Annotated in this window: 10 protein-coding genes and 1 pseudogene; 4 read left to right on the top strand and 7 right to left on the bottom strand. The window is 74.5% G+C overall.

Annotated elements, in window-relative coordinates:
* Positions 1–24 precede the first annotated feature (24 nt).
* Positions 25–663, bottom strand: coding sequence for a hypothetical protein (locus tag MNY62_RS15665; protein WP_242345121.1), 639 nt, complete (start codon positions 661–663; stop codon positions 25–27).
* A 126-nt stretch (positions 664–789) separates the two neighbouring features.
* Positions 790–2,886, bottom strand: coding sequence for an excinuclease ABC subunit UvrB (gene uvrB / locus MNY62_RS15660; RefSeq protein WP_242345120.1), 2,097 nt, complete (start codon positions 2,884–2,886; stop codon positions 790–792).
* Between the two features lie 327 nt (positions 2,887–3,213).
* On the opposite strand from uvrB, the gene MNY62_RS15655 reads away from it, so the two are divergent.
* Positions 3,214–3,399, top strand: coding sequence for a hypothetical protein (locus tag MNY62_RS15655; RefSeq protein WP_242345119.1), 186 nt, complete (start codon positions 3,214–3,216; stop codon positions 3,397–3,399).
* 66 nt (positions 3,400–3,465) lie between these two features.
* On the opposite strand, the gene cysS is transcribed toward MNY62_RS15655, so the two are convergent.
* The 3 genes from cysS to MNY62_RS15640 form a co-directional block, all read right to left on the bottom strand.
* Positions 3,466–4,914, bottom strand: a complete 1,449-nt coding sequence (cysS, locus tag MNY62_RS15650; RefSeq protein ID WP_242345118.1) for a cysteine--tRNA ligase — start codon at positions 4,912–4,914, stop codon at positions 3,466–3,468.
* A 12-nt stretch (positions 4,915–4,926) separates the two neighbouring features.
* Positions 4,927–6,096: a 2-C-methyl-D-erythritol 4-phosphate cytidylyltransferase gene (gene ispD / locus MNY62_RS15645; protein WP_242345117.1), complete on the bottom strand. Its 1,170-nt coding sequence runs from the start codon at positions 6,094–6,096 to the stop codon at positions 4,927–4,929.
* Between the two features lie 180 nt (positions 6,097–6,276).
* On the bottom strand, positions 6,277–6,792 hold the full coding sequence (locus tag MNY62_RS15640; RefSeq protein ID WP_408629091.1) for a CarD family transcriptional regulator: 516 nt from the start codon (positions 6,790–6,792) through the stop codon (positions 6,277–6,279).
* 164 nt (positions 6,793–6,956) lie between these two features.
* Here MNY62_RS15640 and MNY62_RS15635 point away from each other — a divergent pair, with 164 nt between their 5' ends.
* From MNY62_RS15635 to MNY62_RS15625, 3 genes are all read left to right on the top strand, one after another.
* Positions 6,957–9,320 carry a DNA internalization-related competence protein ComEC/Rec2 gene (locus MNY62_RS15635; RefSeq protein ID WP_242345115.1) on the top strand — a complete coding sequence of 788 codons (2,364 nt, stop codon included), beginning with the start codon at positions 6,957–6,959 and terminating at the stop codon, positions 9,318–9,320.
* An 8-nt stretch (positions 9,321–9,328) separates the two neighbouring features.
* Positions 9,329–9,586 carry a hypothetical protein gene (locus MNY62_RS15630; protein WP_242345114.1) on the top strand — a complete coding sequence of 86 codons (258 nt, stop codon included), beginning with the start codon at positions 9,329–9,331 and terminating at the stop codon, positions 9,584–9,586.
* A 149-nt stretch (positions 9,587–9,735) separates the two neighbouring features.
* Positions 9,736–10,518 (top strand): FHA domain-containing protein, encoded by a 783-nt coding sequence (locus tag MNY62_RS15625; protein ID WP_242345113.1) that lies wholly within the window; start codon positions 9,736–9,738, stop codon positions 10,516–10,518.
* Positions 10,519–10,521: 3 nt separating this feature from the next.
* On the opposite strand, the gene MNY62_RS15620 is transcribed toward MNY62_RS15625, so the two are convergent.
* Both MNY62_RS15620 and MNY62_RS15615 read right to left on the bottom strand, forming a co-directional pair.
* Positions 10,522–10,941: a hypothetical protein gene (locus MNY62_RS15620; RefSeq protein ID WP_242345112.1), complete on the bottom strand. Its 420-nt coding sequence runs from the start codon at positions 10,939–10,941 to the stop codon at positions 10,522–10,524.
* A gap of 154 nt (positions 10,942–11,095) precedes the next feature.
* Positions 11,096–12,108, bottom strand: a pseudogene (locus MNY62_RS15615) (hypothetical protein); the annotation flags it as partial.

Raw genomic sequence — 12,108 nt, 5'->3', positions numbered from 1 at the left:
CCTGGCGCCAGCCCGGCTGCCGCTTCAGGGGACGCAGGTGGGGGTCTTGCAGCCTGCGCCCAGGCCGGTGCACACGTCGGTCGAGAACGCGCACACCGGGACGTCGAACGCGCCGCTCACGCTGCTCCCGTCCGAGAAGGTGATGTTCGCGTTCCCGGTGACCCGGTCCGCCCCCGCCTTGTCGATGGTGATGGTCCCGGCCGTCGCCTCGACCGCGCTGGCGGAGTCCGCGCACGTCGCGTCGGTCTTCGCGATGAACGCGGTCGCGACGGTGAACGGCTTCGTCACGTCGGGCTGGGCCGTGGTGACGGGGTAGGTCCCGGGCTGGACCGCCGTCGCGGTGCCGACGGCGCTCGCGTTCAGCACGATCAGGTTCACGGTGGTCCCGTTCGCCTTTCCCCCGCACGCCTTCGTCTGCTGCGCGACCTGGCACATGTTCTCGAAGGTGCCGAAGCCCACGAGGATCGCGGTCGCGCTCGCCTGCAGCACGTTCTGGAAGATGCAGGTCTCCGGGCTCAGCACGAGGGCCGTCCCGTCCACCGGGTCGAACGCCTGGCCCAGCACCGTCCCCTTCACCCGCGCCGGCTCGGACTTCTTGCTGTCGCTGCCGCCGCACGCTCCCAGCACGCCCACGACCACCAGCGCCGCCGCGAACCTGGTCATCCCGATCTCCCCCAGTGAAGTGGAGATCCATCCCTAGTGACCGCGCCGAGGCGTACGCCTTCCCTCGCGGGGCGACGCTCATCGGAGGCTCGCCGCTCTGCGCGCGCTCGCTCGGCCGCCCGCGCCTCAGCGCCGGCGTCTTCGCTGCTGCGGCCGGCGCGCGCCGCCGAGCTTCCCCATCGCCGCCGCGCCGGCGAAGGCGCCGGAGCCGAGCATGCCCTTGATGCCGCTCGCCTTGGCGGGCAGCCCGAGCTGGAGGTCCTTCAGGGCGAGGATGCGATCGCGCAGCTGCGCCGCCTTTTCGAAGTCGAGCGCCCTCGCCGCCTCCTTCATCTCCTGCTCGAGGGAGGCGACGATGACCGGGAGCTGCTCCGGCTGGTACTCCGCGCCCTCGGCGGCCATCGGCACCGTCACGTAGTCCGCCTCGACGACGGCCATCTGCAGGTCGGTGATGTTCCGCTTCACCGTCTGCGGCGTGATCCCATGCTCGACGTTGTAGGCCCGCTGGATCTCGCGACGCCGGTTCGTCTCCTCGAGCGCCTGCTTCATCGAGGCGGTGATGGTGTCCGCGTACAGGATCACCCGGCCGTTCACGTTCCGCGCGGCGCGCCCGATCGTCTGGATGAGCGACACCGACGAGCGGAGGAAGCCCTCCTTGTCGGCGTCGAGGACCGCCACGAGCGAGACCTCGGGGATGTCGAGCCCCTCGCGCAGCAGGTTGATGCCGATGAGCACGTCGAACTCGCCCTTGCGCAGGTCGCGGATGAGCGCGCTGCGCTCCAGGGTCTCGATGTCGGAGTGCAGGTAGCGGCAGCGGACGCCCACGTCGGTGAAGTACTCGGTGAGATCCTCCGCCATCCGCTTCGTGAGCGTCGTGACGAGGACGCGCTCCCCGGCCTCGGCGCGCTTGCGCACCTCGCCGAGGAGGTCGTCCACCTGCGACCCCACCGGCCGGACCTCCACCTCCGGATCCGTGAGGCCGGTCGGGCGGATGATCTGCTCGACGACGACGCCCTGCGCCTTCTGGAGCTCGTACTCGGACGGCGTCGCCGAGACGTAGATCCCCTGGTGCACGAGCCCCTCGAACTCCTCGAACTTGAGCGGGCGGTTGTCGAGCGCCGACGGCAGGCGGAACCCGAAGTCCACCAGCGTCTCCTTGCGCGAGCGGTCGCCCCGGTACATCGCGCCGATCTGCGGGATGGTCTGGTGCGACTCGTCGATGACGACGAGGAAGTCCTTCGGGAAGTAGTCGAGGAGGCACGGCGGCGGATCGCCCGCCTTCCGCCCGGAGAGCCAGCGCGAGTAGTTCTCGATGCCGGAGCAGAACCCCATCTGCTCGAGCATCTCGAGGTCGAACATCGTCCGCTGCTCGAGCCGCTGCGCCTCGACGAGCTTGTTCGCCCCCTTGAGCTCGCCGAGCCGCTCCCGCAGCTCCTCGCGGATCCCGTCGATCGCGCGCTTCCGCGTCTCGGGCGCCGACACGTAGTGGCTGTTCGGGAAGATCGCCGCCTTGTCGAGCTCGGCCAGCGTCTGGCCGCGGAGCGGGTCGAACTCGTGGATCGACTCGACCACGTCACCGAAGAACTCGATCCGGATGGCGCGGTCCTCCTCGTACGGCGGGAAGACCTCGATGGTGTCGCCCCGCACGCGGAACGTGCCGCGGTGGAAGTCGACGTCGTTCCGCTCGTACTGGATGTCGATGAGCGACCGGATGAACCGGTCGCGCAGGAACTCCTGCCCCCGCTCCACCTGCTGCAGGAGCCCGTAGTAGGCCTCCGCCGTGCCGAGGCCGTAGATGCAGGACACCGACGCGACGATGAGCACGTCGTTGCGCGTGAGGAGCGCGTGCGTCGCGGCGTGCCGCATCCGGTCGATCTCGTCGTTGATGGACGAGTCCTTCTCGATGTACGTGTCGGTCGACGGGACGTACGCCTCGGGCTGGTAGTAGTCGTAGTACGAGACGAAGTAGTGGACGGCGGCGGTCGGGAAGAGCTCCTTGAACTCGCCGTAGAGCTGGGCCGCGAGCGTCTTGTTGTGCGCGATGACGAGCGTCGGGCGCCGCACCTCGGACACCACGTTCGCGACCGTGAAGGTCTTGCCCGAGCCGGTGACGCCGAGCAGGACCTGGTGCGGGTCGCCGCGGCGCAGGCCGGCCGTGAGCTCCTCGATGGCCCGCGGCTGATCGCCCGTGGGCTTGTACTCGCTCCGGAGGTCGAAAGGCACGCCCTGGAGTGTAACGGCGCGCGGTCCCGCGATCAGCCGCCGTTCGAAGGCCCCCTCCCGCTTCGGGCGGCGATGCCGCCGCTCCCCCTCTCGCGACGCCTCGCCGCGCGCCGTCCGCGCGCGCGTCGGCCGCAGGACGGCCCCGCCGCGGACGCTCGACAAGCGCACCCGTTCCGGTTACGTTGCGCGCGTCCCGCCTGTCGAATGGCACGGGCCCAGGCGGCGAACGTCCGCCTGGCGTAGCGCGCGGCGTGAGCCGCTTCTCGGGGGCCCGGCCGCGCAGTGGCCGGGCCCCCACGATTTCGCGATCTCGATCACGGAGGAGCGATGGCCTTCAACCCCGGAGCGACCAAGAGGCAGAAGGAGGCGGCGCGCCGCGACAAGCAGCGCCGCAAGGACGAGAAGAAGGAGCAGCGCAAGCGCGAGAAGGTGGACCGCGGCCCCCTCGCACCGGGCGAGGACCCGGACATCGCCGGGATCATCCCCGGGCCCCAGCCGAAGCTCGAGGAGTGACCGCAGCGCTCGGCGGGCACGCCCGGCACTGCCGGTGCGCCCGCCGACGACGCGCCGGGACCGCGGCTACTCGACCTTCCAGGTCGTGCCCTGCGGCCCGTCCATGATCGCGACCCCCTCGGCGAGCAGCGCGTCGCGGATCGCGTCCCCCCGCGCGAAGTCCCGTGCCTTGCGCGCCTCGGCGCGCTCGACGAGCCTCGCCTCCACCGCCGCCGGATCGATCCCGCGCCGCGCGGCCGCCTTCGCGCGGATCGCGCGCAGCGCCTCCGCCGGCCGGCGCTGCACGAGCCCGAGCGTCGTGCCGACCTCGCGGACGTCCCGGGCGAACGCGGCGAGCCGCGCGCGATCCTCGGGCGCCTTCTTCCCCTTGCGATCCGCGAGGGCGTTCGCCGCGGTGAAGGCCTCGGCGAGCGCGGCGAGCACCTGCGGCGCGTTGAAGTCGTCGTCGAGCGCGCGGCGCGCGGTGTCGACGACGGCGCCGCCCTCCCCCGCGGGCGAGGTCCCCTCCGAGATCGCGTCCACCTTCTCGAGCGTCTCGTAGAAGTAGTTCAGGCGCCGCTCGGCCTCCGCGAGGATCGCGTCCGAGTAGTTGATCGGGTTGCGGTAGTGCGTGCCGAGGTAGAAGAGGCGCACGGCCTCGGGATCGAACTTCTCGAGCACGTCGCGGAGCGTGAAGAAGTTGCCGAGCGACTTCGACATCTTCTCGTTGTCGATCTCGACGAAGCCGTGGTGCATCCAGCTCCGGCAGAAGCTCTCCGCCGTCCTGCCGTCGCCCACCGCCGCGGCGGACTGGGCGATCTCGTTCGTGTGGTGCGGGAAGACGAGGTCCTTGCCGCCGCCGTGCAGGTCGATGGGCACGCCGAGGTGGGCGAGGGTCATCGCCGAGCACTCGATGTGCCAGCCCGGGCGGCCGCGGCCCCAGGGCGAGTCCCACGACGGCTCGCCCGGCTTCGCCGCCTTCCAGAGCGCGAAGTCGAGCGGGTCGCGCTTCGCCTCGCCCGGATCGACGCGGGCGCCGGAGAGCAGATCGTCGAGGTTCCGCTTGGCGAGGCGCCCGTAATCGGGGAAGGCGCGCACCGAGTAGTACACGTCGCCGTTCGCCGCCGCGTACGCGAACCCCTTCTCCACGAGCGTCGCGATCATCGCGACGATCTGGGGGATGTGCTCGGAGACCTTGGGCGCCACGTCCGGGCGGAGGTTGCCGAGCGCGTCCATGTCCTCGTCGAACTCGTGGGCGAAGCGGGCCGCGAGCTTCACGGGATCCTCGCCCCGCTCGTTCGCGCGGCGGATGATCTTGTCGTCGACGTCCGTGAAGTTCCGGACGTACCGCACGTCGTAGCCGCGCGCGCGCAGGTGCCTCACGACGAGATCCCACACGACGTAGCTGCGACCGTGGCCGACGTGCGCCGAGTCGTAGACCGTGGGGCCGCAGGCGTAGAAGCGGATCTTGCCGGGCTCGATGGACACGAGCTCGCGCTTCGTGCCGGTGAGAGTGTCGGAGATGACGATGGGCATCGGTTGCCTCTCCTACCGCACTCTGACGAGGAGCGCGACGGCGTGCGCGGCGATCCCCTCCCCGCGCCCGACGAAGCCCATCCCCTCGCCTGTCGTTGCCTTGACGTTGATCTGCGCGGGCGCGACGCCGAGCGCCTCGGCGAGCCGCGCGCGCATCTCCTCGCCGCGCGGCGCGATCTTGGGCCGCCGCGCCGCGAGCGTCACGTCGCAGTTCCCCACCCGGAAGCCGCGGCCGGCCGCCTTCGCGGCGATCTCCCGGAGCAGCGCCAGCGACGAGACGCCCTTCCAGCGCGGGTCGGTGTCCGGGAAGTGGCGGCCGAGGTCACCGAGGCCGGCCGCGCCCAGGATCGCGTCGCCGATCGCGTGCGCGCAGACGTCCGCGTCGGAGTGGCCGAGGAGGCCGTCCCCCTCGAACTCGACGCCGCCGAGCACGAGCCTGCGCCCCTCCGCGAACCGATGGGTGTCGTAGCCGACCCCCATCGCCACGGGCGCCTCGAGGGCGGCCCGCGCCCGAGCGACGTCCTCCGGCCCGGTGATCTTGAAGTTGCCCGGCTCGCCGGGGACGAGCGTCACCGGCGCCCCCATCGCCTCGACGAGCGCGCACTCGTCCGTCGCCTCCGCCGCGCCCGCCCCGGCCCGCTCGAACGCCTCGAGGAGCAGGGCGCGCCGGAAACCTTGCGGCGTCTGCGCGAGCCAGAGCGCGCGCCGGTCGAGCGTCGCCTCGACGTGCGCTGCCGCCGCCGCATCGGAACGCGGGGCGGCTCGCTTCACGGTGTCCGTGACCGGGAGCGCCGCGAGAGCGGCGCCGTCCCGCGCCGCGGCCTCGGCCACGCGCGCCGCGAGGTCCGGGGTCGCGAACGGCCGGGCGGCGTCGTGCACGAGCACGATCGCGCAGCCCTCGGCCGCCCGCGCGCCGTTCCGCACCGAGTCGGCGCGCGCGACGCCCCCGGCCACGGCCCGCGCCGGCTTTCCGAGCCCGTCCACCTCGACGAGCCCGCGCTCCTCCTCGCCGGCGGGGACCACCGCCACGAGCTCGTCGACGGCGTCGCAGCCGGCGAGCGCGCGCGCGGCGCGCCGCAGGACCGTCTCGCCCCCGACCTCGAGCCACTGCTTCCGCACCCCGGCGCGCACGCCGGAGCCGCCCGCCGCCAGGATCGCTGCCACCCGCTCGCCGCGGATCATCCCGATCTCCTCGCCCGCGAAGCGGGCGCTGGCACCGCCCCTGCTACCGCCGCCACACACGTGACTGCGGCTCCCCGACATCCGCGCGCGAGCGCGCCGATACGCAACCGCCGCGCGGACGGGCGTCCGTGCGGCGGTCGCATGAGGTACGCCCGGGCGCCATCGCGCCCGGGCGGCCGGTCAACAGTTGAAGATCTTCTTCAGGTCCTGCTCGACGTCGTCCTCGCCGACCTCCTTCGCGATCGCGAGCTCCTTGATGAGCAGCGACCGAGCGGTGTCGAGCATCTTCCGCTCGCCGAAGGAGAGGTCCTTGTCGGAGCGGAGCAGGTACAGGTCGCGCAGGACCTCGGCGATCTCGAAGACGCTGCCGGTCTTGATCTTGTCCATGTACTCCCGGTAGCGGCGGTTCCAGGTCGTCGAGTCGACCGAGACCTCCTTCTCCCGGAGGATGGTGTAGACGCGGCGGACGTCCTTCTCCCCGATGATCTCGCGCAGGCCGACCGAGCCGACCTTGTTCATCGGGATCATGATCTTCATCCCGTTCTCGAGGATCCGGAGCACGTAGAAGGACTGCCGCTGGCCGGCGACCTCCTTGTGCTCGATCCCCATGACCTCGCCGACCCCCTGTCCGGGGTAGACCGCCTTGTCCCCGACCTTGAAATTCGGGGCCACCTGAGTAGCCTGCGTTGCGGGCATTCCTTCCTCCGCTCCCTGAGCCTTCCCGGGAGCCGACCGGAACGGTCGAGGCCAGGGCGGGAGCTTGATCGCCGGAGGGTATCACAAGCCTCCGTTCCGCTCAATAACACTACGGAATTCAGATTTCTTCTCGTGCCGCCCCTTTGGGGGTCCGGTGCGGGCCGATGAGCCCCCCGCGCCCGCTCGTCGCGCCGGCGCTCGGCCTCGTCGCGGGCGTCGCGATCGGCCTGCACGGCGCGCGCTTTCCTGCGCCCATCGCCTCGCTCTTGCTCCTCGGCGCGTCGCCGCCGCTCGCCCCGGCGGCGTTCGGCGTCGCGGGCTGGTGGGCAGCGGAGCGCGCGCTCGCGCTCGCCGGGGAGGCGGCAGCGCGCTCGCAAGCGGAGACGCGTCCTCGCCTGGGCCTCCCCGCACGCCCGCCGCCGCCTCGGGTGGAGTCGCTAGGCGGACGGATCGCGTCGGTCCCGGAGCGGCTCGACGACCGGGTCCGCTTCCGGCTCCGCACGCCCGAGGGACGCGCCCTGGAGGTGCTCGCCCCGCCCGCCCCCTGGCCGCTCGGTCTCGGCGACGAGGTGCGGCTCCGCGCCGTGCTCCGGCAGCCTCCAGAGGCGCGGAACCCCGGCGGACGTGACGTGCGCGCGAGGCTCGCGGCGAGCGGCATCGCGCACCAGGCGCTCGCGACCACGCCCGCGGTCCGGACCCGACCGGCGCGTGCGCCGAGCTGGCTCGAGCGCGGGCGCGAGCGGCTCGCCGAGGCGGCGACGCGCGCGCTGCCGGCCCGAGAGGCGGGGGTCGTACGCGCCATCGGCGCCGGCGACCGGGGCGGGCTCGATCCGGAGACCAGCGCGTCGTTCGCCCGGAGCGGCCTCGCCCATGTGCTCGCCGTCTCGGGGATGCACCTCGTCGTGGTCGCGTTCGGGCTGGAGCGCCTGCTCCGCGCGCTCTTGCTCCGCGTGGACACGCTCGCAGCCCGAGCCGACCCGCGCCGCATCGCGGCGGCGCTCGCCCTCCCCGTCGCGCTCGTCTACGCGATCGCGACCGGCGCCGGCCCGCCCGTGCTGCGCGCCGTCCTCGCTTCGGCCGTGCTCCTCGCCGGCACCGCGCTCGACCGCGAGCCGGACGGCGCGAACACGCTCGCGCTCGCGGCGATCGCCCTCCTCGCGGCGGATCCAGGCGGAGCGCTCGACGTGTCGCTCCAGCTCTCGTTCGCGGCGGTCGCCGGCCTGGTCGCCTGGGCGGGGCCGCTCCGGCGCGCGCTCCCGCTCGAGAGGCCACGTCCCGGCACCTGGCGCGCGCGCCTCCTCGAGCCGGTCGTCGCGGGCGCCTGCGCGAGCGCAGCCGCCTCGCTCGCGGCCGCGCCGGTCCTCGCCTTCCACTTCCGCCAGCTCCCCGCGCTCGGGCTCCTCGCCAACGTCGCCGCGGTGCCGGTCGGGTCGGCGCTCACGATCGCGGCCACGCTCGCGGCGCTCGCCGCCGCGGCCGCCCCGGCGCTCGGGGCCCTCGTCCTCGTCGCGGCGCGCCCCCTCGCCACCGCGCTCCTCGCCGTGTCGGACGCAGCCGCGGCGCCGCGGCTCGCGGCGGTCGGCGTCGGCTCGCCGGGCCTCGCGGGCGTCGTCGGCTTCTACGTCGCGGCGGTCGTCGCGACGCGAACGCGCGGCACCCGCCGGCTCGCGGCCGCCGCCGCGGCGGTGACGGCGCTCCTCGCCCCGGCCCACCTGCGCTCCGCCGCGGCCGAGGAGCGAGGCGGGCTGGAGGTCCTGTTCGTGTCGGTGGGCCAGGGGGACGCGGCGCTCCTCCGGCTCCCGGACGGCAGCGCCGTGCTGGTGGACGCCGGCGGCGCCCCGGACGGCGGCGCGGACCCGGGGGCGCGCGACCTCGTCCCGCTGCTCCGCGATCTCGGCGTCGCCCGGCTCGCCGCGGCGTTCGTGTCGCATCCGCACCCGGACCACGTGCTCGGCCTCGCCGCCGTCGCCGGAGCGATCCCGATCGATCTCGTGTTCTCGAACGGTGCGCCCGCGGAGGGCGAGGCGGCTCGCGTGCTCGCGGCGCTGGCGCCCGTACCGCTCGCGCCGGGCGACGGCTGGGAGCGGGCCGGCGTCCGCTTCGATGTGGTCGGGGGGGACCGCGAAGGGCTCGGCGCGAACGACGCCTCGCTCGTGCTGCGCGTGGCCTACGGGGCCACCGCGTTCCTGTTCCCCGGCGACGTCGAGGGGGCGGGCGAGGCGGCAGCGGTGGCACGGGGCGGGCTCGGCGCCGACGTCGTGAAGGTGCCGCATCACGGCAGCCGGACGTCCTCGAGCGACGCGTTCACCCGGGCGGTGCGTCCAGCGCTCGCCGTCGTGAGCCTCGGCCGCGACAACCGCTTCGGCTTCCCGCACGCGGCGGCGGTGGAGCGGTGGCGTGCGGTGGGCGCCAGGGTGCTCCGGACCGACGAGGGAGCGGTCCGGCTGCTCTCGGACGGGCACCGCGTCCTCCGCGTGCCCGCTTCGGCCGCCCTCGACCCCCTGGCGATCCTGCGCGAGCGCCCCTAGGGTTGCCTGTGGGCATCGAGGACTTCGACCTGGCCGACGTCGCCGAGCGGATCCGCCGTCACATCCCGCCGACCGAGCCTCCCGTCGGGTACCTCCGGGGCCGGAGCTACTTCCGCGACGTCCTCGTGCACGAGCTCGGCATCGGCGAGTTCGAGGCCGAGACGCTCGTCGACACCCTCGAGCTGAACGGATACCTGCGCTTCGAGGGCGACCCGTCCGAACGCTCGCGGGCCGAGAGCCGCTGGCACGTCGGCTCCGACTCGTGAGGGTCCCCATCCCCATCCGCCGAGGCCGACCGCGCGCCCTGCCGTTCGCGGCGCGGCCCATCGCGGCGCCGCCCGCCCGCCCAACCGCGCGAGATCCGGCGCCCCGGCGGCGTTGACGGCTGGCACGCGCGCTGGATCCCCACGCGCCCGTGCGACAGGCCATCCTGCTCCAGCGAACCGGCGCCGAGCCCGAGCGGCGCGACCTCTCCTCGCCCGCAACCGCCGGCGGATCGCGCGCCGACGACATCCCCCTGCCTGGCGCGCCCCCCGGCGCGGTCCGCCTCCGGCCCTGCGCGGCCGGCGTGATCGTGGAAGCGTGCGTGGCGGGCGCCCGCGCGGCGGGGCGGCCCCTGCCCGCCGGCGCACGCCGGCTGCTCCGCCCCGGCGAGGCGGTCGAGGTCGGCGGCCAGCGCATCGCCCTCCCGGCTCGCGTGGCCCCGGAAGGCACCCGCGCCGCTGCGGCGGCGCTGCTCCAGGATGCCGCGGCGAGCGCGGAGTCGCCGGTCACCGGCGCGCACCTCGTCGTCCTCACGGGCGCCGAGGCGGGCGTGCGACACCCGCTCGTCGTGGAGCAGATCCTGGGGCGCGGACGAGCGGCCGCGATCCGCGTCGCCGACGCGCAGGCGTCGCGCCGTCACGCGCGGCTGCGCCTCGAGGCCGAGGGCGCCACGATCGAGGACCTCGAGTCCAAGAACGGGCTCAGGGTGAACGGCATGCGGATCGAGCGCCGCCCCTGGGTGCTCCGCGACGGCGATGAGATCACCCTGGGGGACACGATCCTCGCCCTGGTCGGTCCCAGCCCCCGCGCGTGCGTCGCCGTGGCCGAAGCGAGCGATGCCCCTGCGCCAAAGGGGCCGCGGCCCCCGCTCGCGCACCTCACCGCCGCGGCGCTCCTCGGGCTCTCCGCCGCGGTGCTCGCGCTCGCGTCCTGACCTTCAGCGCCGGAGCCGCTGGGGCGAGAGGTCGGCCCGCTCGAGGAGCAGCTCGAACAGCTCGCGGTGGCGAGCGAAGAGGCTCGTGAACTGGACGCGCCCCCGCGGCGTGAACAAGGCATATACCCGCCCGCCGAGCCCGTCCTGCACCACGATCTCGCGGATCTCCTCGAAGCGCACTGGACGGCGGCTGAACGGGGTCGCGGCGACGATGCCCTCGTCGGTCACCGTGATCGACGTGCGGCTGTACACGAGCGTGAACGCGGCGAAGAAGGCGACGAACAGCGTCGCGCCGAGCACCGCGCGTGGCTCCGCGCCGGGGGCGCCGAGGAGCACGACGAGCACGCCGAACCAGAACGTGCCCGCCGTGGCGACCGCGATCCGGAGCGGCAGGCGCGTCTTGTAGATCCGCGCCGCGTCCATGCCCCAAGTGTACGGCCGCCGGCGGAGGTGGGCCAGACGGACGGCTGGGGACGAAAGGGGGCGGACCTGGGGGGCGGACCCGCGCTCGCCCGCGTCGAGCGACGATCGCCCTCAGCGGGGCGCCAGAGAGCCGGGGCGGGACGGCGCGGTCCGTTCAGCGCCGGGAGAGCTCGTCCGCGCGGGCGCGCGCGATCGAGCGCAGCTCCTCGCGCACGTCCCGGGCGCGGCTCGCGGAGTAACGGCGATAGAGATCGGCCGCGAGCGGATCGCCGAGGAGCCGGTAGCACTCGGCGAGACCGTACAGCGGGGTCCCGAGCGCGGGGTCGAGCCCGAGCGCGGCCTTGTAGTCGTCGGCCGCGTCGCGGAACCGGCCCTGCCCGAACTTGGCGCTCGCACGGGCCGTGTACGCGACCGCGAGCCGCGGCTCGAGGGCGATCGCCTCGTCGAGCTGCGCGATCGCCCCGCCGTAGTCGCGGCGCGCTACGAGCTCGAGCGCGCTCCGGTAGCGCTGCGCGGCGGTGGGGCCGCCGGCGTACGCCCCCCCGGGCGCCGGAACGGCTGCGGGCGCTTCGGATGGATCCGCCGTCAGGCGGTAGGTACGCGGCTGGGGAGCGGGCGGCGCCGAGGTGGGAGCGGACGGCAGCGCGATCGTGGTCGTTCCGGGCGCCGCCCCCGCGGGCATCACGACGACGACCGTCGCGCCCGCCGGAATGGCGGGGGCGGGCGCCGCGGGCGCTGCAGCGGGCGCGGGCTGCGCCGAAGGCGAGGCCGGCGCGACGGGCGCGGCCGCGCGGGGAGCGCGCGCCTCCTCGAGCAGGCGGCGCGCGTCGTCGCTGCCTGGATCGGCCGCGAGCGCGAGCTCCCCCTGCGCGATGGCCTGCGCCGGATAACGAAGCGCGAGGTAGGCACGCCCGAGCTTCACGCGCGCGAAGGCGTACCCGGGCTGGAGGTAGACCGCGTCCTGATAGGCGAAGAGCGCGCCGCGGAGGTCGCCCGCCCCGAACGCACGATCGCCCTGCGCGAGCCTCTCTGCCACGGCGGCCGTGGGCGCGACGGGGACGGGAGCTGGAGCGGCGGCGGGGGTCGGGGTCGGGGACGCGGTCGCGGTCGGGGTCGGGGTCGCGGTCGCGGTCGCGGTCGCGGTCGCGGTCGGGGTCGGGGTCGCGG

Origin of the sequence: Anaeromyxobacter terrae, from assembly GCF_022690685.1 — a bacterium.
Lineage (GTDB): Bacteria > Myxococcota > Myxococcia > Myxococcales > Anaeromyxobacteraceae > Anaeromyxobacter > Anaeromyxobacter terrae.
Note: the sequence above shows the minus strand (reverse complement) of the source record. Positions and strands in the feature narration are given on the sequence as shown.